The sequence below is a fragment of the Rhodopirellula baltica SH 1 genome, assembly GCF_000196115.1.
Taxonomy (GTDB): domain Bacteria; phylum Planctomycetota; class Planctomycetia; order Pirellulales; family Pirellulaceae; genus Rhodopirellula; species Rhodopirellula baltica.
In genome coordinates, this window is sequence record NC_005027.1 from 2935953 (window position 1) to 2962088 (window position 26136).

Here is a 26136-nt window from a genome sequence, read left to right on the forward strand (position 1 = left end):
CGGCCGAATTCGAAGACCCAGACGCCTTCGAGAACAACGGGTAACGCAGACGGATCACAGGCCATCGATTCCGACCAACCGAATGGGTCCATTCGGCAATCCATCATGGGTTGGTGTTTCAAGCCAATGCCGGTGATGACATTGGCCGCCGAAGCAAAGAAGATCGGCTACGTCGCGTTGGAAGGCGTGGGCGCCGAACACTACCCAGCGATCAAAGAAATGGGTCTGGAGATTTCACTCGTTGGTAGCCACGGTTTTCAAAAAGGCCCTCTTGATCCGGCCAACCACAAAGCCGTCGAAGAATCGCTTCGCAAGGGAATCGACCTGGCCGTGAAGTACGGTGCGCCATCGGTCATCACATTCACTGGCATGCAAACACCGGGAATCACGGACGAAGCCGCATTTCAGAATTGCGTGGACTGTTGGAAGAGGGTGACTCCCTACGCGGAGCAAAATGGCATTCAAATCGTGTTGGAACATCTTAATAGCGTGGACGATTCCCATCCGATGAAAGGTCACCCCGGGTACTGGGGCGACGACATTCATCGGTGCGTGGATTTGATCCGAGCGGTCGATTCACCGGCAATGAAACTGCTGTTCGACATCTACCACGTGCAAATCATGCATGGGGACGTGATCCGTCATCTACGCCGCTATCACGAATTTGTGGGGCATTATCACACCGCCGGCAATCCGGGCCGCGGAGAGCTGGATTTTAACCAGGAAATCAACTATCCACCTATCATCAGGGCGATTCGCGAGACCGGTTATACTGGCTACCTCGCCCAAGAATTCATTCCCACGCACCCGGACCCGATCGCCTCTCTCAGCCAAGCCTTCACGTTGTGTAATACCTGATTCTTGGACTCCCGCCGCCGAACGTTCCCAATCGATCTTCGGTACGCATTTTCGAACATGTCCGAAAACACTCCCCCCAACGACCGACCGATCGATGCTTCGATCGACGACGCGATTCCGGAATCGGACCGCGACGCGGCGGAGGGTGACGCATTGACCCGACCGGGGTTGCCAACTGCGGAATCGGACGATTCAGACGATCACGGGGACAATCGAGCAAGCGATTCAATCTTTGACCAAGTCCGTCATTGCCATCCGAATCCGGTCGCAGCAAACGACCTTCTCGACGACCTACATTTCGCGACCCTGGGTTTGCGGACGTTTGAAAGCCGGTTGCACATCATCCGCACCGCAACCAAACGTAGTGCCGGTGCTCTCGCATCGGTTCAGGTCAGCAAACCGTCGACAATCAATGAATGCCACTTAGCACGAGTCATCACATCGGCCTACCGAGTGATGGACCCGCGTTATCGAATCGACCGACATCAACAAGTTCAACTCGGCCGCATCCTTCCATTCGAAATGGAAAGCGTGTCGCACACATCGTTTTCACAAGAAACGATCTTTGCGGCGAACGACCAGGCATCGCCGATCCAAGACAATGTGCTGATTCCTGGCCAGCCTCCCAATTCGGGCAACCGATTGGCTGACGTGGTGATTGATGCCAGCGATGCACAAACGATCGCAATGACCGCGGATGAAACATCGCACTGGGTTCAGCCCTCCGTCGAACGTTCGTTGCTAGAAGATTTGCCGCCGCGCAATGAAAACGAACTGGTTCTCGAAGAGATGCGTTCTCATCGCGGCGCATGGAAACGATGGATGACGGAAGTTCGGACACTGGTGGGGCTTTCGATCCTTTGCCTGTCTGCGACGTTCTATTTGGCGTATTGGTTGGGAGCTCGAAAAGCCAATCAGTCCACCTTGGCCACGCAACCAGCAGAGCCAATCGGTTCCGTTCCTGTCGAACTTCCTACGACGCAGTTGGACGTGCCAACCACTGAAGAACTGAAAGACGTCGATACGCCGGACGAGTTTCCCGATGCCACCGCACCACCCGAGCAAATGATTGCGGTGGCTCCTGACGTTGAAACGACAGAAAATCAACCCGAACCAAACGTTGATACAGAGCTTGCCGAGACCACTCGCGATGACGCGGTTGAACCGATGACTCCCAGCGGCCCTGCGGTCGCTGAACTCGCATCCGAAATGACTGATGACACGGACGATGCAGCGGAATCGGTTGCGGAGACTCCGGCTGTTACCGAGATGGCGATGGCGGAAACGCTCGAAGCGACCAACAATGTCGACATTCCGGAAGACGTAGCCGGTGCTCCCGTGACACCCACGCCCGAACCCGAGAAGGCGCGGTTCACAGAGATTGAGATCAGCGAAGCAACCCAGGAATTGTGGGACGAAACAGAACGGGCGACTCGGCGGTTTCGACTGACCGAGGCGGCTGGCTTGATTGATCAGTGGGAATTGATTGCGGAACTCGCGGGCAACGGTTCTCTGGAGCACCTCGCGGCCATGCACTTGAGTTTGCGTGCCAGTTGGTTGGTCGAGCCATTTGAAACAACGCACCGCCGTGCCCAAGATCTAGTCGCCCACACCGCCATCGCAACGACACCCTCGTCAGAAACCGTCTCCGAAGCGTCTCAGGAGCCCTGGTCCGATCCGGTCGTGCGTAAGCTCGTTGAAAGTTGGCGGGATTGTCGACAAACGATATCGACCACTGACCACCTCAATCATTTGCTGCTTCAGGCCAACGCGTTGCTGGATCAATTGATCCTGAACAACAAGAATCAGTGGTGCGCTTCGTTTGGATTTGACGTGGAGAAGCTGGTCCCATTCGCAACGGACGAGCAATCGCAAAACGAGCTGAACGATCTGCTGGCTTCCATCAAAACGATGCCCACCGAGATGGAACTGGATCGCATGAGACAATCCGAAACGTCGGCCGGCGTTTTGGGTCGCACCCTTTGTTTGCAACTACGACGCTGGGACGACGGAGTTCCATTGATGTGCAAAGCCTCGGATTCTCGATTGGCATCGTTGGCGAAAGCCGAGATGCTGTGGCGAGAAGATTCAGATAACTTGTCCGACGGCGAGGCCGCAGAAGCACGAGGCAAACTCGGTGTACGTTGGTCAAAAATCGCGAGCCGCTATGATGGCCGCGACGCCGCTTCCATTCGTTTGCACGCCTTGGAACTGCTAGACGGCTTGGAATCGTTTGCAAACGATCGATCAGAAATCAGCGAGTTGCTTCCAAGTTATGTGACGGCCAGCCTGTCGGAAGCCGCTGCCGCTCAAAGCTTGTCTGCGCCGGTTCGTTTATCTCGATTGCGATAGCCGACTCAGCCGCCCTGAAATCCTTCGACGGAGACCGCCATGACCGACGGCATCGAATCACTCTTGCCGCCCGCCGTCGCGATCATCCTGGCCCTGCTCACTCGCCGAGTCCTGTTTCCTCTCGCGATCGGCATTTTCGTCGGCACTTGGTTGCTGGCTTCCAAAGAAGACGGTGGCGTAGCTAGCACACTCATTCAATCGTCGAAGCAGTTCTTCTTCACGATCGATCAATCCGTTCGCGATTGGGACCACCTTCACGTTCTCGCCTTCACATTGCTTCTCGGCGGAATGGTGGGTGTTTTGGAATCAGCGGGAAGCATGGCACGGATGATCTCCGGGTGGACCCGCCGTGTGTCAACTCGCCGAGGCGGTCAAACATTGATTGGCTTCACCGGCTTGCTGATATTCTTTGATGACTACGCCAACACGTTGCTAGTTGGTGGCACCATGCGGACCACGGCGGAACGCTATGGCATATCGAGAGCCAAGCTGGCTTATTTGGTTGACTCCACCGCTGCTCCTGTTGCTGGCCTAACCCTCGTGAGCACATGGGTCGCGACCGAACTGAGTTACCTGCAGACTGGATTGACCGACGCGGGGATCGAAACGACGAACATGACATTCTCGGTTTTCTTGCATAGCCTTCCCTATCGCTTCTATCCGCTTTTGGCGTTGTGGTTTGTCTTCGTCATCGCCCGATCGGGAAGAGATTTCGGTCCGATGTGGGCGGAAGAAAACACCGCCTCTCGCAAGCCAATCCATCCTTACCGCTGGACATCTTCGACATCCTGGCGAGACACCTTCGCGGCGGTCATGCCAATTGTGATTTGCTTGATCGTCATCAGCGGAGTGCTCGTCTGGACCGGATTGCAAACTCCCATCGAAGGCGAGATGTCGACCTGGCAAACCTTTGGCCACGTTATTGGCAATGGCAACTCTTACTTGGCGCTTGTTGCCGGTGGCGCCGCGGGCCTCATCGTCGCCGGAACACTTGCAATGCTGCTGAGCAAAGTGTCATGGGAACTGGTCGCGATGGGCACCGCGCAAGGCATGTTTCAAATGCTGCCGGCGATGGCAGTGCTTTGGTTGGCGTGGGGGCTTTCCTCACTCACCGCGACGGAACAACTCAACACCGGCGGTTATCTTGCATCCATTCTGGACACACGTCTTCCCGTGGAATGGCTCCCCACGTGCGTGTTCCTGCTGGCGGCGTTCATCGCCTTTTCCACCGGAACCAGTTGGGGCACGATGGCGATTTTAACTCCACTGTCTGTTGCCTTGTCCGTCAACTTGCAAGAAGCCGCGTTGGCAGCATCGGATACGGTGGCGATGGCGGGGTTGCAATCAACCACGACGGCTTCCCTCGCCATGTCGCCAATCTGTCTAGCGACGTTCAGCAGCGTGCTTGCCGGTGCCATCTTTGGCGATCACTGTTCACCGCTATCTGACACAACGGTGCTGTCCAGTCGTGCTTGTGACTGCAATCACGTGCTGCACGTGCGAACGCAAATGCCTTACGCGTTGGTAGTCGGCGTCACCTGCATTTTGTTTGGAACGCTACCGGCATCGTGGGGCATTTCACCTTGGATCAGTTTACTGGTCTCCGCCGCAGTGCTCTGGTTGATCGTTCGCGTGCTCGGCAAACCTCCCCAAACCGCAGCACCCTAGTCGAGTTTGCTGGTTCTGCCAGATATCCCGATCCTAATTTGGCACGACGCCTCCCTCTTCGGCGTTCGATTGAGCCTGCCCGTTGGATTGCCGATGAAAGAGTAGTGAAGTGCTCACTCGTATAGCGCTTCCTCTCATTTGCGTGGCAGGTTTCTCAACGAAGTGAATAGTTCGTCGACCATGGGTATTGCTGACGATCGCGGATTGACGAAAGCGGCAATCTTGCTGATGAGCCTTCCCACGAAGGTCGCGGCAAAGGTCCTCGGTCAACTTCCGCCGCGATTGATCGAAACGATCAGCATCAAAATCGCCCAAATCGACTCGGTTGGTGGTGACGAACAAGAAGTCGTGATCGCTGAGTTTTTGACCAGCAAAGCGAGCTCAATCTACGCCAGCCCGGGTGGATTGGAACGAGCCAAGGAACTGATCAAAGAAGCCCTTGGGCGAGACGCCGGCGAACTGATCGGCAATCTTCAGCAAACGATCGAAGCGATGCCTTTTGGCTTCGTCAAAAAGGTCGATACACAGACGCTGCTGCAGTTTATCGGCGAAGAACACCCGCAAACGATCGCCTTGTTGCTGTCTCACGTGCCGTCGTCCTATGCGGCGGAAGTGCTTGCGGGGCTAGACCCCGTGAAACAGCTAGAAGTCATTCGCCGTATCGCATCGATCGGCCGCACCAGTCCGACGGCAGTTTCTGAACTGGAACGTGGGTTGGAACTTCGCCTCAGCAACATGGTCAACCAGCAACACAGCAACACTGGTGGTGTCGAAAGCGTCGCTGAGATCCTCAACGTGGTCGAACGTGCAATCGAACGGACCATCATGGAATCTCTGGGTCGTGAAGATCCGGAGTTGTCAGAAGACATCCGACGATTGATGTTTGTCTTCGAAGACATTTCCAAGCTGGGCGACCGCGACATCCAAGCGTTGCTGAAGAATGTCGAAACCGCTCAGTGGGCGATGGCATTGAAGGGTGCCAGCGAAGCTTTGCAGCAGAAAGTGCTGCGAAACATGAGTTCACGCGCAGCCGAGAACTTGCAGGAAGAAATGGGCTATCTGGGCAGCGTTCGGATCAGCGAAGTCGAAGCCGTCCAACAAAAGATCGTCGATATCGTCCGACATCTCGAAGACACCGGCGAAATCTCACGCCCAACCGGCGAAGCCGAAGAAGAGTACGTTACCTAACGCTCCGGCTCAATCATGCCGGAAAGCTCGCTCAGAACCGGGCTTTCCTTCGCGGCAAGCCCATTTTGCCTTGATACAAAACGGTTGCTTTCCCCCGGGATGCTGCGCCCCGTCAGAAAAAACGGGTTCACCTCACCAAAACGGTTGAAGCATTTGACCGATGCGGTCCGATACTCCTTGTACCATGGATTGGGAGGGTGGAACGATCGGTGCCATATCGTTCCAGCAATGATAGGGCCATGGTGAGGCAGGGAGGGCTTCACCATGGCCCTTCCCTTTGCCCCATTAAGTTTCACGCGATTCGTTTCACAACAGAGTAGCGTTGTACGCTCGCATCATGCGACGACCTACAGTCGACGAATCCGAATGTTTCGATACGAAACTTCATCGTTGTGATCCTGCAAACAGATGTGTCCGTTGGTCGGTTCACCGAAACCTTCCCATTTGCCGAACTTGGATTTGGCAACTCGCTCGTTCCAGTCATCGCTGCCTTTGACGAACTCGCTGTACAACACGCCGTTGACCTCGATTTGACACTTCGCGGGAGTGATCAACACTCGCAAGTGATTCCATTCACCGGCCGGTTTGGTCGAGTCAGTTTCGGATGGATACAGCTGGTACAGCCATCCGCACTTTTGCGGATCGTGTCCACCTTTGTGATCTTGGATCTGAATTTCAGGCCCGGTGTAGTAAGGCGGCTTCTTGGTTTCGACCACATGAAACATCACGCCGCTGTTGGCTGCGGGTGTCACTTTGAAATCAAGTTCCAACTCAAAAGCGTCAAACTTTTCTTTCGTGATCAGGTTTTCACCACGAGCGGCATCGCCCTGATCCTTGTGTGAAATGCAAGTCAGAGCATTGCCCTCGATCTTCCAACCGCTCGTCACCGAATCACGGTTGTATTCACGCCAGGCATCCAGATTACTGCCGTCAAACAGTGTTTCCCACTTTCCGGTGGGAGCAGCGGTGTCATCCGCCTTTGCGGCGTGTGAATTAGCCAAAAGTGTCGAAACACACAGGGTGACAGCAGCAAAGATATACGTTTTCATCAGCAATTCGCAGGTGGGAAAGTGGGGTGGGGACATTGGCGGGAATATCCGCCGAGCTGCCAAACAGAACAGCTGGCGAAGATTTTACTCGCTAACAGCGTCCGATGTGGGTTTCGATACAGAGTCTTCCGCCGGCACGCGAAAGAACTGCAATTCGATCGGAGTTTGTATCGTTTCCGATGCGGAATCATCGCCGTCGTCGTCCCCTGCGACGTCGAGCCGGGTCAGCGCCGCCGTCAGTGTTTGTGCGCCTCCGCCTTCGAAATAATCGATGCGTATCGGATGCAAACCCGCGCCGGCTCGCACCAATCGGCTGACCGTCATCGGCGGATGGTTGCCATCGTGGTCCAAGAAAAGTTTGTCGTGGAGGAAGACTCGACTGCCATCGTCGGAGGTGATTTGAAATCGATACAAACCCTCTTCCGGCACGCGAAACATCGCGTTGATCGATAAAGCAAAATCGTCGCGCTGATCACCCTGAATCTCTTCCAAGTTCAGCGAATCGACTTGCCCTGTTCTCTCAACTTCCATCGTTTCGAACTCGGGCAACTTTTTGAACTTCCCCAAATACATGCGGTAGTCCAGCCCCGGTTCGAGGGTTTCCACTTCGACACCTTTCAACCGAGGTACCGGAATGGTCTGCATCGAAACCGGTATCGCTGATCCGCGTCTGCTCGCCAGCAACTCAACCTCTTCTGATTCTCTGAGCACTCGATCCAAAGCCAACGTGTATTGAGCCGCATTGCGAACACGAGTCCCCGCCACCATCTCAATCACATCGCCGGCGAGTATCCCAGCTTCCGCGGCTGGCGAACCTTCTTCAACCGCGGCAACAACGGCCGCTTCGGCAAGTGGATTGAGCGAGACGCCCACCCACCGATCGTGTCGTAGTTCCGGTTCAACGATACGAACAATCAACTTGCGAACGCGGTCGATTGGAATGGCAAATCCTGCGTTTTGTTCTTCCGGGTTCACGCGGGATACGATCCCGATGATCTTGCCTTCCATATTCACCAACGGACCGCCCGAGTTGCCACGGTTGCTTGCAGCGTCGAACCGCAAGTAGTCATCTCGAGCGAGCAAGTTGTAATTCGTCGCAATCAATGCGTTTGGCATGTCCAGGTATGTCTTCTTGGAACTGACGATTCCCGATGTGATTGTGATTCCGCGACCACCGGGGTTTCCAGCCACGACGACCGCTTCGCCATTGTGGACATCGTTGCTGCGTCCCAGTGGAACGATTGGCAAGTGTCCCTTCACGTGCAATAGGCGAACGATGGCCATGTCCTTTTCGGGCATTCTGCCGACAACTTCAAATTTGCCCGCAACCTTGCCCAGCACCGCGTAGCCGGTGTCACTCGACAGTACGTGGTCATTGGTTAGCACATACCCGGACGATTCAATGATGGTTCCACTGCCCGAATTAAAACCGCCAGACTTCTCGTCCCTTAAAAACAATCCGACCACCGCGGGCTCCACCTTGTCGATGACATCCACCAACGGAGACCAGCGTGGAGATCGCGGGTCGAGTCTCGTTGGCTCGTCAGCCAAGACCGATTGCGAAAACGTTGGCCAGATCAAAGATGCACAGAAAACGATCGAAAAAAGTCGCATTAGTTTTTCGCGGCGCAGGTCGGTAAGAATCAAAAGCAACAACCTACCGATATTTCCAACGACTCGCGATCCACCATGATCGCACCCCACACAGTACCGCTTCACAAAGATGGAACGGCGAAGCAAACGAAACGCCGACACCCGGATTCTCAGGTGGACGTTGTCGTCTCAACGACGGGCAAACTGGGTGACGCCACCGCGATAGGCCTCTCGGTGTGCTCCAATTCAGCCGCCGAACCGCAGTCTGACTTCACCGCGGCGGGTTGGTCGGAACGCATCGCTTTTCCATAGGTCGATACGAACTTGGACGGATCGTCGATCATCTCGGTGGTCATGCGGTGGTGATGGTAGTGCATCGCGCACTTGAGCACGTAGAAGAAATAGATCTCTGGAGTCGCGAACCTCCTGCGGACCGCCGCCAAGATCTGACGCCGGTAAGTCCGGCGCAATTCGGCATCAGGGACCTTCCACATCAACCTGATGAACATGGCGACGAAGCCGACTGTGAAGATGGCACGTTGCTTGCGACGCTGCCACCGATGCTTTTCGAAATAGCTTGTGTTCAACGCACGAAACTGAAATCGATCGCGAACGAACAATTGGTCCAAACGATCGAAGTAGACATCCGGTTCGTATGCGTTTCGCATCGTTTCCAAGTACCCGCGAAGCAACTCGTCTCGCGTCATACTCTTGGGAATGACGTTGGTGCCAAAGTGATGCTCGTCGGCAAGGTCCAAACGCCCCTCTTCCAATAGCCGAGCATGCAGCGGCGTTTTGGGAATCGCGTGCAGGAGTCCAACCATGGCGTGTGCGATCCGCGAATCCTTTAAAAACTTTTGCTGAGTCTCGAAAATCGCCGACGTGTCGTTGTCAAAACCAACGATCAATCCGCACCAAACTTCCATTCCGAAGTCCTGGATGCGATGAACCTTTTCCAGCATCGTGCCGCCGCGACTGCGGACGTTTTGATACTTCTTGGTTTCTTTCAGTGATTCCTCGTCCGGGCTTTCCAATCCGATGAACACGGATTGAATGTTGGCTTCCGCCATCAACTCCATCAGTTCATCATCTTCGCACAAATCCAAAGACGCTTCGGTGCTGAACACGATGGGATAACCGTGGCGTTGTTGCCAAGCCGCGACTTCGCGGAGAACCGGTTTGATCGCCTTCTTGTTTCCGATGAGATTGTCGTCCACGATAAAAACGATATGCATCCCTTGGGTAAGCAAGCTGTCCAGTTCGGCGGTCACTTGCGACGCTTGTTTGATGCGAGGGCGACGACCAAACGTGACGATGATGTCACAGAACTCGCATTGAAACGGACATCCGCGAGAGATCTGAAGGCTGCCGACGAGGTAATGCTTGTTCTTCAGCAGATCGTGACGTGGTGTGGGGACCGTCGTCATCTCCGTCTTGTCGGTTTGTTCATACCGCTGGCCGCAATCACCTTCCTGCCACTCTCTTAGGAAACGCGGCCAAGTGACTTCTGCTTCACCGATAAAGACGACGTCCACCCGATCGCCGAAGTAGTCCTCTTCGACCGTTACCCATGGTCCACCGATGACAACAAAGCAACCACGATCCTTCAACTCGGTGACGATCGAATCCATTCGGAAACGCTGAACGCTCATGCCCGTCATCGCGATGAGATCGAACGTTTGAAGCTCGTCAAAATCCAGTGGCTCGACATTCTCGTCAAACAGAACGACTTCATGCTCCGGCGGTGTCAGCGCGGCCAGCAACGGAAGACTTGCCACGGGCATGTTTGCCTTCTTGCCAAACAAAGGCTGCGAATACTCCAGCCCCCAATACGAAACTTCAAAGGCGGGGTTGATGATCGCGATCCGTGACATATTCGCACCTGTGAGTTTTGCGTGAGTTGCCAACCGAACATCAGCATACCGCAGAACCCACCATCAGGGGGTGCGAATCACTTTCTTTGGAACACGCCTGTGCAAGGGTCTACTCCGCGCCCCAACCGTCGTTGGAATCAACCTGACACAGAATGCACCTTCACGAGCACTCCTCGCTTCCCGACCAACGACCATGTATCAGCACGACTGGATCATCGATTTGGCCGACCGACTGTCTGACGGTCCCGATGGCGGTCCCATCGCACGGCGGGTCGTGGGAATCGGTGCAGCGGCGGTGGTTTGCTTTTATGGACTGCGATGCTGCCTTCTCCAGCGAGCGACCACGATCAACCTTTCCCGCGGCGGGCAAATGTCCCCGATGTTCTGGAGAGAATACATCGGCACGCCCGCGATCACGTTTGGAGTGTTGCTGATCTGCATCGGGCTGTTCATTCACTTCCGATGGTACTGGGGCAATCACAAACGACTGCAGTACTACTACGAGATCCCGACGGCAATCTCGATCGTCTTCTTCATCATTGCGATGACCGTCCACCTGTGGACCGTTTGGCGGTGGACGTGAGCTTGGTCCGAATCGCGTGAGGCGAAAGAAGTCCAAGCACCAGAGTCGAACCGTTGTCCTCAACTGTTCCGTCGGGCAGCCCTCCATGGCCAAGCCCTTTTGCAACCAAAATCGGTCTTTACGGACGAGGGCCTCGTCCGGGGCGATGTAGCGTGATGGCGACGTGCGACAGATGACCGACACGAAAAAAGCGACCCTCAATGATTGAAGGTCGCTTTTGTGGAGTCTTGTTTGGAACTGGCTAGGCTCAGACGGCGGCCATTGATGTGCCCATCGTTTGGCCGGGGGCTGGTAGGTTGCTGGAACCTTCCAAGAAGATGTCGATCGCACGAGCGGCACCACGGCCTTCGTTGATCGCCCAAACCACCAAGCTTTGACCACGTCGGCAGTCACCTGCGGCAAACACGCCGTCGATGTTGGTCGCGTACTTGCCATGTTCTGCTTGGAAGTTGCTGCGAGCGTCCGTCTCGAGGCCGAGCGATTCCGCAACGGTTTGCTCTGGTCCCAAGAAACCCATCGCCAACAAGATCAGTTGGGCAGGCCATTCTTTCTCGCTGCCTTCGACTTCGGCCATTTGCCAGCCGCCTTCGTCATTCTTTGTCCATTCGACATTGACGGTCTTGATGCCTTTCAGCTTACCTTCGTCGTCGACCAGATACTCTTTGCTGAGGATCTGATACTCACGAGGGTCCTTGCCAAACTTCGCTTCGGCTTCTTCATGTCCGTAATCGACACGGAAGATACGAGGCCATTCAGGCCACGGGTTGTCATCGGCGCGTTCAGCAGGTGGTTGGGGCAGCAGTTCAAAGTTGACCATGCTGCGACAACCATGACGAAGGCTGGTTCCGATGCAGTCGGTCCCGGTGTCACCCCCACCGATCACGATCACATCCTTGCCCTCGGCACTGATGAATTCGGCTCCCAAATTATCACTGTGAACCCGCTGCTTTGTGTTTGAGGTGAGGAAGTCCATCGCGAAATGAACGCCCTTGGCTTCGCGGCCCGGGATCGGCAAATCACGCGGCTTGGTCGCACCACAAGCCAACAACACAGCATCGAACTCGCTCTGCAATTCCTTGGGCGAGACGTCTACGCCGACATTCACTCCGGTTTTGAACGTCACACCTTCTTCGGTCATTTTGTCGACGCGACGTTGAACGGCTTTCTTCGACAACTTCATGTTGGGAATGCCGTACTGCAACAAACCACCGATGCGATCGGCGCGTTCGTAGACGGTGACCAAATGGCCCGCTTTGTTCAGTTGGTCTGCGGCAGTCAAACCAGCAGGCCCGCTGCCGATGACAGCGACCTTTTTGCCAGTGCGTTGTTCAGGCGGCTCGGCAACGATCCAGCCTTCTTCCCAGGCACGGTCGACGATTGCGTTTTCGATGTTCTTGATCGTCACGGGCGGGTTGGTGATTCCCAACACGCACGATCCCTCACAGGGTGCCGGACAAACACGACCGGTGAATTCAGGGAAGTTGTTGGTCTTGTGCAGACGCTCGATCGCTTCCTTCCAACGGTTGTTGTAAACCAGGTCGTTCCACTCAGGAATCAAGTTGTCGATCGGACATCCGGTGGCAGACTGACAAAATGGAACACCGCAGTCCATGCAACGAGCGCCCTGGCGCTGCAGGTGCTCGGTCTTGGGTTCGGTGTAGATCTCGTCGTAGTCGTTGATTCGAATGACCGGCAGACGCCAGGCAACTTTTTCGCGATCGAATTCCTTGAATCCAGTGGGCTTGCCCATGGCAGAGTCCTCAAAATGGGGTGATGTGTACGGTTGATGTGGGGTGGGTTTTCGCGGCGAAGGCCACGCGTGCCGGGCGAAGCGAACCGCTTCGCCCGATCGATGTCAGTCGCTTTTGATCAAGCGATGTCCGCCGTCATTTTCAGACGCTGACCGCGTCTTTCTCGGCAGCCATTTCGGCCAGCACGCGTTTGTAGTCAATCGGCATGACTTTGACGCATTGCGATACAAACTTGTCAAAGTCGGCCAAGGCTTCCGCAGCCAACGCACTCTTGGTGTACTCGTGATGCTTTTCGATCATGCCTTTGACATCCGCGAGTTCCGCTTCGTCTTCGATCTTTTCCAGCTCAACGGTCGCCAAGTTGCAATGAAGGTTGAAGTCACCCTTGCGGTCCCAGATGTAAGCGATCCCACCTGACATCCCCGCCGCAAAGTTGCGTCCGGTTTCGCCAAGGCACACCACCCGTCCACCGGTCATGTATTCACAACCGTGGTCACCGACACCCTCGACAACGGTGCGAGCACCACTGTTTCGGACGCAGAAACGTTCTGCCGCGCGGCCACTGAAGTAAGCTTCGCCGCTGGTCGCACCGTACAAGCAAACGTTGCCGACGATGATCTCGTTGGCAGCTTCGAAGGTGCTTTCGCGAGGCGGGTAGACCATGATGCGTCCGCCCGACAAGCCCTTGCCGACGTAGTCATTGGCGTCGCCTTCCAGTTCAATCGTGACACCGTGAGCGAGGAACGCACCGAGGCTTTGTCCCGCTGAACCAGTTAGATCGATGTGGATGGTGTCGTCGGGCAAACCCGCTTGGCCGTGCCGTTTCGCGATCTCGTGCGACAAGATCGTCCCGACAGTCCGGTTGATGTTGATGATCGGCGACGTGATGCGAACGGATTCGCCGTTTTCGATCGCAGGCATCGCTTCGGCGACCAACTTGGTCATGTCGAGCGATTTTTCCAAACCATGATCTTGGCCACGTGTGCAGATCACTTCGACCTTGTCGTGAGGACGCTGCGCGGGGCTGAGGACCGATGTCAAATCCAATCCATCGCTCTTCCAGTGCTTGATCGCGTCGTCGGTCGACAACACATCGCTGCGGCCGACCATTTCGTCGATCGTGCGGAAGCCAAGTCGTGCCATGATCCGGCGAGCTTCCTCGGCGACCATGAACAAGTAGTTCACAACGTGCTCGGGTTTGCCCGAGAACATCTTGCGGAGTTCGGGATCTTGAGTCGCGATGCCGACCGGGCAAGTGTTCAAGTGACACTTCCGCATCATGATGCAGCCCAGAGTGATCAACGGCGCGGTTGAGAAACCAAACTCTTCGGCTCCGAGCAAGGCAGCGATGACGACGTCGCGTCCGGTTTTCAAACCACCATCGGTTTGCAACACAACGCGGCTACGCAAATCGTTGAGCACCAAGACTTGGTGTGTTTCAGCGATCCCGAGTTCCCACGGCAATCCGGCGTGCTTGATGCTGGTCAGTGGCGATGCCCCCGTTCCGCCGGTGTCACCGGAGATAAGGATGTGGTCGGCGTGAGCCTTGGCAACACCCGATGCAATCACACCAACGCCCACTTCGCTGACCAACTTCACGCTGACGCGTGCCGCTGGGTTGCTGTTCTTCAAATCGTGAATCAGCTGAGCCAAATCCTCGATCGAATAGATGTCGTGGTGAGGCGGAGGACTGATCAGTCCCACACCCGGCGTGCTGTAGCGAATGTTGGCGATGTAGTTGTCGACTTTCTTGCCGGGCAACTCGCCGCCTTCGCCAGGTTTTGCACCCTGTGAGACTTTGATTTGCAACTCATCCGCGTTGGTCAAGTATTCGATCGTGACACCGAAGCGTCCCGATGCGATTTGCTTGATTGCGGATCGCTTGGTGTCGCCATTGGGCAGTGGTAGGAAGCGTTTTGGATCTTCGCCGCCTTCACCGGTGTTGCTCTTGCCGCCCAAACGGTTCATCGCGATGGCGAGCGTTTCGTGCGATTCGGCGCTGATGCTGCCGAGGCTCATCGCACCGGTGCAGAATCGTTTGACGATGTCCTTGGCCGATTGAACTTCGTCCAACGGCAACGCCGGTCCGCCGACGCCTTCTTTGAAGTCCAGCAAACCACGCAGTGTGCAACGGGTTCGGTTGTCCTCGTTGATTTCGTGCGAGAACTTCCAGTACGCGTCTTCATTGTTGTTGCGAGCAGCGATTTGAAGCGAACTGATCGCTTGAGGACTCCAAGCGTGCTTTTCACCTTCAGCACGCCAGTGGAATTCGCCCAGGTTTGGCAACTGAGTCAGGCGATCGGATTCCTTGTCGGGGAAACCGAGTTTGTGACGACGCAGCGTTTCTTCAGCGATGACGTCGAACGTCACCCCTTGGATACGGCTGGCGGTGCCAACGAAGCAGCGTTTGATGACTTCATCGCGGAGCCCCAAGGCTTCGAAGATTTGTGCACCTTTGTAGCTTTGCAGGGTACTGATGCCCATCTTGGCCATGACCTTGAGCATGCCCTTGGCGACACCCTTGCGATATGCGGCAACGATCTTGTCATCATCCAAGGTGGGTGACATCAGTCCGTCGCGGTGTGCCTGCCACAACGCTTCGAATGCGAGGTACGGGTTGATCGCATCAGCACCGTAACCGATCAGCAAGCAGTGGTGATGCACTTCGCGAGCTTCACCGGTTTCGACCGCGATCCCCACACGAGTCCGCTTGGCTTTGGCGACCAAGTGATGGTGAACCGCACCGGTGGCCAACAGCATGCTGACGGGCACACGATCGTGAGAAACATCGCGGTCGCTAAGGACGATGATTTGCAGACCTTCGTCGACAGCGGCTTCGGCTTCGGCACAAATCCGATCCAGAGTCTTCGTCAGACCAGCCTTGCCTTCGGAACGATCGAACGTTGTGTCGATCACGCGGCTGTGCCAACGTTCATGGTCGACGTGCTTGAGGGCGGCGACTTCTTCGTTGGTCAAAATCGGATGGTCAATCAGCAACCGGTGACAGTGCTCCGGAGTTGCGGCAAGCAAGTTTTGCTCGGGACCGATGTAGCATTCCAGCGACATGATGACTTCTTCGCGAATCGAGTCGATTGCGGGGTTGGTCACCTGAGCAAACAGTTGTTTGAAGTAGTCATAGATCATCCGTGGTTTGTCGGACAAACATGCTAGCGCCGAGTCATTGCCCATCGATCCGACAGGGTCACGCAGTTGCTCGACCAACGGACGAAGCATGAAGTTCATCGTTTCGGCGGTGTAACCAAACGCTTGCATGCGTGGCAGCAAGGTGTCGCCGTCGAACCCGTGACCTTCGGCTTCAGGGTGCAAGTCGGCCAAGCGAATGCGTTGTTGCTTGAGCCATTTGCCGTACGGCTTTTTGCGAGCGAAGTCGGCCTTGAGTTCTTCATCAGGGATCAAACGTCCGGCTTCGAAGTCGATCAAGAACATCTTGCCGGGTTGCAAGCGACCTTTTTCGCGAACGATCGATGGGTCGACTGGCAACACGCCCACTTCGCTGGCCATGATCACACGGTCGTCGTGCGTGATGTAGTAGCGGCTTGGACGCAATCCGTTTCGGTCGAGCGTTGCGCCAATGCACTTTCCGTCGGTGAAAGCGATCGAAGCGGGGCCGTCCCAAGGTTCCATCATGCAACTGAAGTACTCGTAGAAAGCACGCTTTTCTTCGGGCATCGTTTCGTGCTTTTGCCAAGCTTCGGGAACCATCATCATGATGGCTTCTTGCAGCGTGCGGCCGTTCATCAACAAGAACTCAAGCACGTTGTCGAACGTTCCCGAGTCGCTCAAGTGCGGCTCGACAACCGGGAACAACTTCTTCAGTTCGTCGCCATAAATCTCGCTGGCGGCCGTGCCTTCACGAGCACGCATCCAGTTCGCGTTGCCGCGAAGCGTGTTGATTTCGCCGTTGTGGCTCATGAAACGAAGTGGCTGAGCACGGTCCCAACTGGGGAACGTGTTGGTCGAGAAACGACTGTGGACCATCGCCAAGTGCGTCTCGAAATCTTCGTCACGGAGATCGGGGAAGTAAGGCATCACTTGGGCCGGCGTGAGCATGCCCTTGTAAATGATGACCTTGGTCGACAACGAACAGACGTAGAACATCAACGCTTGCTTGATCTTCGTACCGCCGCGCAGTTCGTGACTGGCTTGCTTGCGGATCAAGTAAAGCTGACGCTCGAATTCTTCGTTGGTGATTCCGTCTGCGGCACCGACGAACAACTGTTCAATCACAGGTTCGCTTTGACGAGCGGTCGGGCCAACGTCGGCAGCATCCGTCTCTTGCGGCACATCACGCCAGCCGATCAATTTCTGACCGGTTTCTTCGATCAATCGAGCGATCGTGTCCTTGCAGACCTTTCGCTCGGCTTCGTCGGTTGGCAAGAAGATCAAACCAGCCGAGAACTTGCCTTCTTCGGGCAGTTCCACACCGAGATCTGCTTTGGCAACCTTTTGCAAAAACTTATGGGGCAGTCCACACATGATTCCCGAACCGTCACCGGTGTTGGGTTCACATCCGCACGCACCGCGGTGGTCCATATTTTGCAGAATCGTGTCGGCATCGATCACGATTTGATGACTGGGTGCCCCTTTGATATGGGCAACAAACCCAACGCCACACGCATCCTTCTCGTGCTCAGGGTCGTACAGTCCTTGGGCCGGCGGCAGGTGAAACAAAGGTTGCTTGGTCATAACTGAAACAACTTGGGGGATGAGGGGATGTGTGGACTATGAAGGGGCGTTTGAGTCTGAGTCGCGGATCATGCGACGACCGAGACCGCCCGGTCTTTGGTTTGATTTTTCTTTCGATCTGCTTTTGCAGCTTCTGATTTGGTTCTCAGTTCAGGCTCCATCTCCCGCCCCAGAAGAAGTGATCCCAACTCGATTGCCGCGCGACTGAGTTTGCTGCTGCGGCGAAAGATGATCCCGAGTGGCCGGACCATCTGAATTTCGGGACAAGCGACCACGCGTAATGTCCCGTTGGCTGTCTCGCGTCGGACCGCCGCTTCGGGAACGATCCCCAAACCTCGGTTCGCTTGAATGGCACGCACCATCGAGTCCGCGTTGTCAAACTCCATCTGAGTCACAACCGAGATTCCGGCTCGTTTCAAACACTGGTCGATGGCCTGACGCAGCACCAACCCTCTCTCAAAGCCAACCATCTCCATGCCACTCAGTTCTGAAGCGGAGACTTCGGTTCGCTTGGCGAAAGGATGGTCGTCGGAACAAACCAAACGCATCGGCTCGGATTGCCAGGGAATGGTGCCCAAGGCTTTTGTGCTGCGAGGGAAACTCACCAAGCCAAATTCGACGCCGCCATCAAGCACCATTTGCACGACACGTTGGCTGCTTCCGAACTCGGTTCGAACTTTGACGTCGGGATGCTGAGTCTCGAAAACCTTGGTGGCTTCGGGCATGTAGCTCAGACCGACCGAATAGATCGCACCAACGGTGACACTGCCGGTCAATCGCTCGCCTCGGAACCGGACACGCTGTTCCAGTTCGTTGTATTGGCGGATCACGTCGCGGACGCCGCACAGATAAATCTCGCCCGCTTCTGTCAAACCCAATGGTCGACTTGAGCGATCAATCAGACACGCACCAACGGATTCTTCCAATCCGCTGATGGCTTGACTGACCGCGCTCTGAGTCAATCCGCAATCAACCGCCGCTTTGGAAAAGCTACGGTGATCTGCGACACGACAGAACAATTCAAGCGTACGAAACTGCAACGACAACCTGCTGTATTAAATTTCCTTATGATGCACCCAGCCACTCTTAGCCGGATTGATGACGGAGAATAGCCACGGATGCAAATTTGGTCAAGCGTTCAGCCGATCCGGGCCGTTTCGCTCGGTCAACGAAAAAGCCCGGCAGCTGTTTTGGACCGCAATTGCCGGGCTTTTCTGAATTATTTGGGCTGGTTCCAGACCTGATCAAGGGCAGCACAAAATCCGCCAAATCGGGCGGGTGGAACCTGATCAACCGGTCTGGAACGTCATCAACCGGACTACTTATCGGCCCAATAATCGATGACGACCACTTTTTCGAGGTGAGGCTTCAGCACTTCAACAAATGCCTTGTGCGCGGGGTGCGGCAGGTACGCCTCGCGATCTTTCTCGCTGCTGAAGGTCACCAAAAAGCAATGAGTCAGACCGTCGTTGAGACCCTCAGGCGAATTATTGGTGCCGTATTCGAAATCCGCGATCTCAGGGATTTCATTCGGCAAATTGCGAAACGCGTCGACGACCTTTTGGACGTCTGCTTCTGAACTGGCGTCTTTGAACCCGAACATCACCACGTGACGGAGCATTTTTTTGGACACTTCTTCCTCAGCTCCCGTTGCTGACAACTGCATGACCGCGGCGGCGACACAACAAATTCCTAAACCTAACAACAAACGCATGACACTCTCTCGATGGTAGCGGTAACGGACGAAAGCCCCATTGTCGCGTGTTCGATGACGGTCAGCTAGTCGTGCAAGCCACGGCGAGGACGCTTGATCGTGCTTCCACTGTTGGGTTGCAAATTTTTACTTGTTGACTCCTGACGTCATGCGTAAAACGACTTCGGCACATGCATGGAAGCATTGACATCACATCCCACGTTTTCTTGTGGATCCGTCATGCTTCTCTCTCGTCCATCTCGACGCTGCGACTCAGGACGCTTCGCGTTCACTCTCGTCGAACTATTGGTGGTCATCGCCATCATTGGTGTCTTGGTCGCATTGCTTCTTCCAGCGGTTCAGTCCGCACGCGAGGCGGCTCGACGAATGAGCTGCGGCAACAACATGAAGCAAATCGGATTGGGGCTGCACAACTACCACGCGGCTTTCAACCAGTTGCCGATTCACGGCGTCGGACCAACCGATGAAAATGACAACACCGCCGGTCGTGGAAGCGCGAATGACGGCACGGGATTCACACGAATGGAGCTGACCTATTTGGTTGGTTTGCTGCCGTACGTTGAACAACAATCCATTTGGTCAATGATCAGCAACCCGTTGATCGAAGCGGATGGCGATATCTGGCCCGCCTTCGGACCACGTCCTTGGACGATCCAATACCCGCCATGGGCAACCGAGATCCCAACCTATCGGTGCCCGAGCGACCCCGGATTTGGATTGCCAGGACTCGGCCGCACGAATTACGCAGCCTGCACCGGCGATGGCTTTTATGAAGCCGAGCATGGGGTGACGGTTTGGAACACGAGTGCGAACCGATGGGAATACAACGAACGTTTGGCAATGCAACGCGCTCAATGCGGACTCCGCGGTGCCTTCGTGCCTCGCAAGTCGATGCGTTTTCGGGATTTCACCGATGGTCTCAGCAACACCATCGCGATCGGTGAAATCGCAACAGGCTTGGACGATCGCGATAACCGCACGATCGGATTTACCAACGCGAAAGGCGGGTTCTTTCAAATCGCAAACAACCCGAAGCGATGTTTTGACCTCGGGTTCATCGATCCCGAACGTCCAAACTTCTGGACCGCAGATGCTCGCGTTTATGCACCGGTATCACAACGCGGCCTGCGGTGGGCGGATTTCCACACGCTTCAGTCGCAATTCAACACCATTCTCGGGCCCAACTCAGAAGTCTGCTTGGTCGGGCATTCCGATACCTATGGCATCGCGCCACCAAGCAGCTATCACATCGGCGGAGTTCACGTCGCCATGTCCGATGGCGCGGTGAAGTTCATCACCGACTCCATCGAAGCCGGCAATTCTCGCGTCCCATGCGTTTACTGCAAAGCGTTGTCTGGGCAAACCGACAGCCCAACAGCCGCTGGATCGGAAAGCCCCTATGGTTTGTGGGGCTCACTGGGAACACGCGCCGCACGCGAAATCATCAACGGCGAGTTCTAACGCGACGTCGAAGTTGCAAAAGAATTTGCGGTCCCGCAAACGCGTTCCACTGGACACCAGACTGCGACGATGCCCAGATTCCGTTAGCGAACGCGTCGCATGTAAGTGATGAATTTGCGATCGAGCTGCTCCAGGGTCATATCCATCGAGCTTTCGAAATCTTCGATTCGTTCTCGAGGCGTTCTTTCGTCGAGAGGTTTGGATTCGCTGAGTTTTTGTAAATACGACACAAACTCTTTCCGTTGCGTCTTCAACAAAAAATACGTCAACGCCCAAGATTCGCCGTAAGCGTCTTCCGCCGTTGAAACGGAACGGAACCGTGAATCGTCCGACAAAAGTGTCGCGAGTGAATCATCCGGTCGCGAAGAAAGGTAGCGTCGAAATCGCCCTAGGTTGACCGCGTTGACTCGCCCGATCCCACGCCAACCACGCGGGTTGCTGAAGTCCGGCGATTCAAAAAACATTGCCAATCCTTCGCTGACCCACATCGGATTATCAGCGAACCGAGTTTGCAACCCGCAGTTGTAGGCCAACTGGTGTGTCGCTTCGTGAATGATCGTCGCAATGTTTCGTTCCAAGTTTGGCACTCGGAACGTTGTCATTCGGTTGCTCTCCAAATGGTAATAACCGATGACGCTCTTCGCCGTGTCGCCAATCTCCTGGCTCGCGTACTTCAAAAACTCATTGTGATTCGCAAGCACCAACGCGACCAAGGGGTAACGCGGCTCTTCGAGATCAACGTGTTGATTTTTCCAGTACGTAAAAAAACCACGGTGCAGCTGTTCAAACAAAACACCGCAATCTCTCGCATAGGCTTCGTTACCTTGGTGAAGCAGCAAATAATTCGCTGTCCGGTAAACCTGAAAACCATCTGGTAACTCGTCCAACATTCGACGAGCCATGGTCTCTTGATCAATTGGCGGTCCTGCCGGTTGCTCAGTTCTTTGAACGATCATGTCCGGCTGAATCGTCCACAACCGCCCAGCGTCACAGCGAGCCAATACACCACCGTCGGCAGCCTCAACCAAAATTTCGGCATCGATGGTTTGTTCTTGTTCGGTCGAATCATCCGCACCGCCGTTGAACGTGATGATATCCGCGTGCGTGAACGGATCGGCGGAACCAACCCAAATCATCAGCATTGCAAATAGGATCAATACGGTGCGTCTTGCCACGACAAACAAATCCAACGAGAACGAAGACCAAAGCGAATCCAGCTACCGAGTCACGGCAAGCGAATCCACAAAAAAATGGCGACGGGTTACTCACCCGTCACCATTGTAGACCATCCAAATCATGTCAACGAATCGCCTGCCCTCGTTCGATCATCAGTCGCAGGATGCAATCCGCCGGGCCCGTCAATCCTCGTCAAAAACCAAGCCCGGTCGGCCGTGACTACTTTCGAAAATAGTCGGCAAAGTCATCCGCTTCGGTTGGCTGCGTTGCCGCTTTGCGAACCGGTCGTGGAATTCGACGCAAGCCTTCTGGTTCGCCGCCATCAAACGAAGTCTGGCGAACCTTGACTCGACGCTTGCTGAGACTGGCCGAATCATCTTCGAACGGGTTCCGCATTTCGTCGAACAACGATCCCGCACGTCCTTTTGAATTGCGATTCGGGGTCGCCTCCGCGGGAACCGGTTTTGGAATCGCGGGCAAGCCAGGATTCGATTTTCGAATGGTTGTCTTCGGTCCGTCTGTGAGTGGTTGAGGTGCGGGGGTTGGAATCCCTTGCACGCTTGGTTTTCGCTGAACATACGGTGTCATCTCGTTCACGCTTGGGCTCGACATGTGTGGCATCCCGCGAGATTCCATCACGATGGGAGCTTCGATCACTTGATGATGGCCGTACGAATGCACTTCGTGGCTATGCATCGCACCCGCTGAAGATTCGCAGTGACTGCAGGTCTGACATCCGGATTCGCATCCGCGATGACAACGTTTTCCGTGCACCAAGAACGCACCGACTTCAAAGACGCGTTCCACGCCACAAGCGGCGAGGTCCAATGTCTGATAGATCGGATTGCATTTCTGAACTTTGTGACGCCCGAGGAATCCGCCGCTATCCGGTTTGTTGCAGCTGGAGCATCCTGCGGACTCGCAACCACAGGTCACGTCGAAACCGCAACTGGGCTCGCTAGCGAAGAACGGTGTTACGCCGCGAAGAGGTTCCGCCCCACACTCTGGTTCCACACCGCAGGAGCACTCGGTTTCACAACCACAAGAAGCACTCAAATGTGCACGCAACGCGGGGAACGCAAGCGGAGCTTCACATCCGCAAGCCGGTTCGAAACCGCAGGTTGGCTCGCTGCCACAGGTAGGCGAGTCCAGACCACAGGCTGGTTCGCCACAACTGCAAGACTGTGCCGCTACGTCGCTGACACCAACACACACCATGGCGGCAACCATTGCCAATGCGGCAAAGAAACGGACAGCGGCAATTCGCCGTCCAGGCTGCAAACAAGTTGTGACACACAAATCAGACGCACGTCGATTTTTCGAAAGGGTCCAAGACATCAGCTACTTTCTCCGTCGAACTTTGGATGACTGACATCGCTTATCGACGAGGAATGATCGTCAGGACTAAAACTATCCGAACGACAGGCAAAAACACCTCAAACCGCGCACCTTACCAACGCGTTAAAGATTGACTTCACCGGGGTTGAAGCCTCAATAGCGAGGAACCGACGAATCGATCTGCTGTGACCATTGATCGATTCCGCCTGCCAAGTTCTGAACCTTCTCAAATCCTTGCGATTGCAAGAACTGAGTCACCTGCATACTGCGTCCACCGTGGTGACACTGAACGACGATGTGATCTTGGCGATGTTCGTCGAGCTCTGACAAGCGTTGCTGGATCTCGCTCATCGGCAACAGTTTCGAACCTTCGATGCGAGCCGTTTCATACTCGGCTGTTTCACGCACGTCCAGCAAAACGAACTCGTCACCGCGGGTTCGCATCGCGTCCAAATCGGAAACCGTGATTTCAAGTGGCAAGGCAGAATCGTTTGACATGGATCATGGTCTCAAGGAATAGAAATGAAATCGCCTACATGGCAACGTGCAGCCGAAGCCGACAACTCATATTGTGCACGCTGTCGCTTCGACGCGAATGGGTAACAATGAAGTTCAATCGCGGAACGCGGCACTCGACGCATCAGCGGGCATCCGCCAATCACCTCGGGGCGACAAGCTGACCGAACCGATCTTCGGTCCATCCGGAACACAGTTGCGTTTGAATTGATTTTGAAAGAACCGCCGAACAAACGTTTTCGCTGTCGCCTCAATCAGCTCAGCGGAATGCGGCAAATCGAATTTCGTTTGCTCCGCCATAAAACACATTTTCGCGACGTCACAGCCACCACGAACGAAGTGATACAGAAAGAAGTCATGCAGTTCGTATGGGCCGATCGAAGCCTCAGTGTTTTGCCGGATCTCACCATCTTCGGTGGGCGGTAATAGTTCGGGCGAGATCGGCGTGTCGGCGATCCGATGCAAGGTCTCGTGCAAGGACGAACGATACCGATGGTCGGCGGCGTACTGCACGAGGTAACGCACCAACGTCTTCGGAACCGATGCGTTCACGTTGTACATGGACATGTGATCGCCGTTGTAAGTGCTCCATCCTAGAGCCTGCTCGGACAGGTCACCGGTTCCAAGCACAAATCCGCGACTCATCAACAACATCGTTCGGAGGCGCGCCTGGACGTTCTCAAATTTTAAGTCGGTCGCGTTGACGTCAACCTTTTGTAGCCGTGACTGCAGGTCATCAATTTTGGTTGAAACGTCAATCGCCAACCCCAAGGGTGAATGCCCAATATCCAGGAACGTTCGCAACGCGAGCGGTCGGATATCAATGCTTTCCGACGTCACCCCTAGCCCTTCGACCAATTGCGTCGCGCTGTCGTTGGTGTGCTGGGTCGTGCCGAATCCAGGCATGATGATCGCATCGATCACCTTTCGATCTCGCTTCAGTTGATCCACCGCCGAAACCGCGACTAGCAATGCCAAGGTGCTATCGAGCCCACCGGAGATCCCGATTGTTAGTGGTAGATCAGCTGGCAATTGCTGCAACCGTTTGACCAATCCCGCGGTTTGAATCGCAAGAATCTCCCCACACCGCTCTTCTCGTTTAGACAAATCGTCTGGCACAAATGGATGCGGATCCACTCGCCGGAGCAATCGATTGAAGTCTGACTGATCGCTGTGCGTCGCATCCTTCTCATTGCCCTTTCCGGTTCGCAACAACGTGGTAGACGATGACTGTTTCTTCGAACCTGCCCATGCCACATCGATCGTTCGGTAAGGCCGAGGCAGCGAGGCCTGAAAATCATCGAACGAACCGACCACGCGTCGATCATGGTCGAGTCGTTGCAAGTCGACATCGCGAATCAACTGGGTTTGCACTGGCAAGTCTTCGTCATCGGTGTCGCCAATCCGTCGAGACTCTCCGATCAAAGCCCCGTTTTCGGCGATCAAACAATGTCCACCGAAAACCAAATCACTCGTTGACTCACCACCACCCGCCGAAGAGTAGGCATAGGCCGCGATCAAACGCCCCGATTGACTGACAACCAAATCTCGACGCCATTGAGCTTTGCCAATCAATTCGTTGCTGGCGGACAAATTGACGACCACGTTTGCACCAGCGATCGCCGCATGACTGCTCGGTGGAACTGGCACCCAAAGATCTTCGCAAATTTCCACCCCAAGCGTCGCGGCACCATCTTGAAACAACAAATCAGTGCCAAAGGGGATGTCTTGCCGATCAATCCGAACGGTCGCGGGATCGGTAGCCGAAGCTGCTCGAAAATGCCTCGCTTCATAAAATTCGCGATAGTTGGGCAAGAACGTCTTGGGCACCAATCCGCGGATCACCCCACCACGCACTAGTGCAGCGACATTCATGACGCTGGTTCCCACCCGCAGTGGCAAACCAACGATGATCGCGGCGTCGCAGGAATGGGAATGCGTGACGATCGTCCGAAGCGCGTCCAGACTCGCATCCAACAACGTCTGCGTCGCGAATAAATCGCCGCACGTGTATGCGGACAATCCGAGTTCCGGGAACAGTATCAAATCGGGATCAGATTGCTGAACAACAGCATCCATCGCCTGAATCGTTTCCGCCGCATTTGCTGCGGGATCGGCCACAACGACTTTCGGTGACACCGCCGCGATTCGGTAAAAACCATGCTGCCGTCGCTGCTTTGGAAACGTCAATTCGTTCGATGAAGTCAAAGCGAGTTAGTCTCGTATTCCGGGGACGTGGCAACAACGCAAAGCATGCTCAACCGACCAACACATGCTCGTCGGAGCGATATTGCACAATTAGGGCGGG

The 26136-nt window shown here is 55.1% G+C and carries 18 protein-coding genes; 6 read left to right on the plus strand and 12 right to left on the minus strand.

All coding sequences use genetic code 11. The features are described from left to right. Window positions 1-105 precede the first annotated feature (105 nt). From RB_RS11370 to fliG, 4 genes are all read left to right on the plus strand, one after another. Window positions 106-858 carry a TIM barrel protein gene (locus RB_RS11370; RefSeq protein ID WP_011120550.1) on the plus strand — a complete coding sequence of 251 codons (753 nt, stop codon included), beginning with the start codon at window positions 106-108 and terminating at the stop codon, window positions 856-858. A gap of 57 nt (window positions 859-915) precedes the next feature. Next, complete coding sequence (locus RB_RS11375) at window positions 916-3210, plus strand: hypothetical protein (protein WP_164921886.1); 2295 nt, start codon at window positions 916-918, stop codon at window positions 3208-3210. Between the two features lie 39 nt (window positions 3211-3249). Beyond that, window positions 3250-4878 (plus strand): Na+/H+ antiporter NhaC family protein, encoded by a 1629-nt coding sequence (locus tag RB_RS11380; protein WP_011120552.1) that lies wholly within the window; start codon window positions 3250-3252, stop codon window positions 4876-4878. Window positions 4879-5058: 180 nt separating this feature from the next. After that, on the plus strand, window positions 5059-6066 hold the full coding sequence (gene fliG, locus RB_RS11385) for a flagellar motor switch protein FliG (RefSeq protein WP_007326344.1): 1008 nt from the start codon (window positions 5059-5061) through the stop codon (window positions 6064-6066). On the opposite strand, the gene RB_RS11390 is transcribed toward fliG, so the two are convergent. From RB_RS11390 to RB_RS11405, 4 genes are all read right to left on the minus strand, one after another. After that, the gene (locus tag RB_RS11390) at window positions 6063-6332 is read right to left on the minus strand and encodes a hypothetical protein (RefSeq protein WP_164921251.1); all 270 of its coding nucleotides are present in this window, start codon (window positions 6330-6332) and stop codon (window positions 6063-6065) included. The genes fliG and RB_RS11390 overlap by 4 nt on opposite strands. An 81-nt stretch (window positions 6333-6413) precedes the next feature. After that, window positions 6414-7151 (minus strand): 3-keto-disaccharide hydrolase, encoded by a 738-nt coding sequence (locus RB_RS11395; protein WP_164921887.1) that lies wholly within the window; start codon window positions 7149-7151, stop codon window positions 6414-6416. A gap of 48 nt (window positions 7152-7199) precedes the next feature. Next, window positions 7200-8729 carry a PA14 domain-containing protein gene (locus RB_RS11400; protein ID WP_231846411.1) on the minus strand — a complete coding sequence of 510 codons (1530 nt, stop codon included), beginning with the start codon at window positions 8727-8729 and terminating at the stop codon, window positions 7200-7202. Between the two features lie 149 nt (window positions 8730-8878). Further along, complete coding sequence (locus RB_RS11405) at window positions 8879-10615, minus strand: B12-binding domain-containing radical SAM protein (RefSeq protein WP_011120556.1); 1737 nt, start codon at window positions 10613-10615, stop codon at window positions 8879-8881. A gap of 160 nt (window positions 10616-10775) precedes the next feature. On the opposite strand from RB_RS11405, the gene RB_RS11410 reads away from it, so the two are divergent. Next, on the plus strand, window positions 10776-11165 hold the full coding sequence (locus RB_RS11410; protein ID WP_164921888.1) for a hypothetical protein: 390 nt from the start codon (window positions 10776-10778) through the stop codon (window positions 11163-11165). 247 nt (window positions 11166-11412) lie between these two features. Here the strand turns inward: RB_RS11410 and RB_RS11415 are convergent, their stop codons facing one another. The 4 genes from RB_RS11415 to RB_RS11430 all read right to left on the minus strand — a co-directional run bounded on the left by RB_RS11415 (window position 11413) and on the right by RB_RS11430 (window position 19337). Further along, window positions 11413-12915 (minus strand): glutamate synthase subunit beta, encoded by a 1503-nt coding sequence (locus RB_RS11415; RefSeq protein WP_007330518.1) that lies wholly within the window; start codon window positions 12913-12915, stop codon window positions 11413-11415. Between the two features lie 142 nt (window positions 12916-13057). After that, on the minus strand, window positions 13058-17623 hold the full coding sequence (gene gltB, locus RB_RS11420) for a glutamate synthase large subunit (RefSeq protein WP_011120560.1): 4566 nt from the start codon (window positions 17621-17623) through the stop codon (window positions 13058-13060). 68 nt (window positions 17624-17691) lie between these two features. Further along, window positions 17692-18669 carry a LysR family transcriptional regulator gene (locus RB_RS11425; RefSeq protein ID WP_007329773.1) on the minus strand — a complete coding sequence of 326 codons (978 nt, stop codon included), beginning with the start codon at window positions 18667-18669 and terminating at the stop codon, window positions 17692-17694. Window positions 18670-18941: 272 nt separating this feature from the next. Then, the gene (locus tag RB_RS11430) at window positions 18942-19337 is read right to left on the minus strand and encodes a Dabb family protein (protein ID WP_007329772.1); all 396 of its coding nucleotides are present in this window, start codon (window positions 19335-19337) and stop codon (window positions 18942-18944) included. 219 nt (window positions 19338-19556) lie between these two features. On the opposite strand from RB_RS11430, the gene RB_RS11435 reads away from it, so the two are divergent. Next, window positions 19557-20798, plus strand: coding sequence for a DUF1559 domain-containing protein (locus tag RB_RS11435; RefSeq protein ID WP_164921889.1), 1242 nt, complete (start codon window positions 19557-19559; stop codon window positions 20796-20798). Window positions 20799-20881: 83 nt separating this feature from the next. On the opposite strand, the gene RB_RS11440 is transcribed toward RB_RS11435, so the two are convergent. The 4 genes from RB_RS11440 to RB_RS11455 all read right to left on the minus strand — a co-directional run bounded on the left by RB_RS11440 (window position 20882) and on the right by RB_RS11455 (window position 26036). Beyond that, window positions 20882-21940 (minus strand): DUF1570 domain-containing protein, encoded by a 1059-nt coding sequence (locus RB_RS11440; protein WP_390175247.1) that lies wholly within the window; start codon window positions 21938-21940, stop codon window positions 20882-20884. A 253-nt stretch (window positions 21941-22193) separates the two neighbouring features. After that, window positions 22194-23312, minus strand: a complete 1119-nt coding sequence (locus tag RB_RS11445; RefSeq protein WP_011120562.1) for a crotonobetainyl-CoA--carnitine CoA-transferase — start codon at window positions 23310-23312, stop codon at window positions 22194-22196. Window positions 23313-23465: 153 nt separating this feature from the next. Further along, a complete protein-coding gene (locus RB_RS11450; protein ID WP_007329766.1) occupies window positions 23466-23810 on the minus strand; it encodes a rhodanese-like domain-containing protein in 345 nt (114 codons plus the stop codon). A gap of 114 nt (window positions 23811-23924) precedes the next feature. Continuing rightward, window positions 23925-26036 carry an NAD(+) synthase gene (locus tag RB_RS11455; RefSeq protein ID WP_011120563.1) on the minus strand — a complete coding sequence of 704 codons (2112 nt, stop codon included), beginning with the start codon at window positions 26034-26036 and terminating at the stop codon, window positions 23925-23927. Window positions 26037-26136: the final 100 nt, after the last annotated feature.

Excerpts from the sequence above, each read along its gene's own strand:
- fliG (WP_007326344.1), top strand. The coding sequence starts at position 5,059 with ATGGGTATTGCTGACGATCGCGGATTGACGAAAGCGGCAATCTTGCTG.
- RB_RS11410 (WP_164921888.1), top strand. The coding sequence starts at position 10,776 with ATGTATCAGCACGACTGGATCATCGATTTGGCCGACCGACTGTCTGAC.
- RB_RS11415 (WP_007330518.1), bottom strand. The coding sequence starts at position 12,915 with ATGGGCAAGCCCACTGGATTCAAGGAATTCGATCGCGAAAAAGTTGCC.
- RB_RS11390 (WP_164921251.1), bottom strand. The coding sequence starts at position 6,332 with ATGGTGAAGCCCTCCCTGCCTCACCATGGCCCTATCATTGCTGGAACG.
- RB_RS11370 (WP_011120550.1), top strand. The coding sequence starts at position 106 with ATGGGTTGGTGTTTCAAGCCAATGCCGGTGATGACATTGGCCGCCGAA.
- RB_RS11430 (WP_007329772.1), bottom strand. The coding sequence starts at position 19,337 with ATGCGTTTGTTGTTAGGTTTAGGAATTTGTTGTGTCGCCGCCGCGGTC.
- RB_RS11375 (WP_164921886.1), top strand. The coding sequence starts at position 916 with ATGTCCGAAAACACTCCCCCCAACGACCGACCGATCGATGCTTCGATC.
- RB_RS11450 (WP_007329766.1), bottom strand. The coding sequence starts at position 23,810 with ATGTCAAACGATTCTGCCTTGCCACTTGAAATCACGGTTTCCGATTTG.
- RB_RS11435 (WP_164921889.1), top strand. The coding sequence starts at position 19,557 with ATGCTTCTCTCTCGTCCATCTCGACGCTGCGACTCAGGACGCTTCGCG.
- RB_RS11445 (WP_011120562.1), bottom strand. The coding sequence starts at position 23,312 with ATGTCTTGGACCCTTTCGAAAAATCGACGTGCGTCTGATTTGTGTGTC.
- RB_RS11395 (WP_164921887.1), bottom strand. The coding sequence starts at position 7,151 with ATGTCCCCACCCCACTTTCCCACCTGCGAATTGCTGATGAAAACGTAT.
- gltB (WP_011120560.1), bottom strand. The coding sequence starts at position 17,623 with ATGACCAAGCAACCTTTGTTTCACCTGCCGCCGGCCCAAGGACTGTAC.
- RB_RS11400 (WP_231846411.1), bottom strand. The coding sequence starts at position 8,729 with ATGCGACTTTTTTCGATCGTTTTCTGTGCATCTTTGATCTGGCCAACG.
- RB_RS11380 (WP_011120552.1), top strand. The coding sequence starts at position 3,250 with ATGACCGACGGCATCGAATCACTCTTGCCGCCCGCCGTCGCGATCATC.
- RB_RS11440 (WP_390175247.1), bottom strand. The coding sequence starts at position 21,940 with ATGCTGATGATTTGGGTTGGTTCCGCCGATCCGTTCACGCACGCGGAT.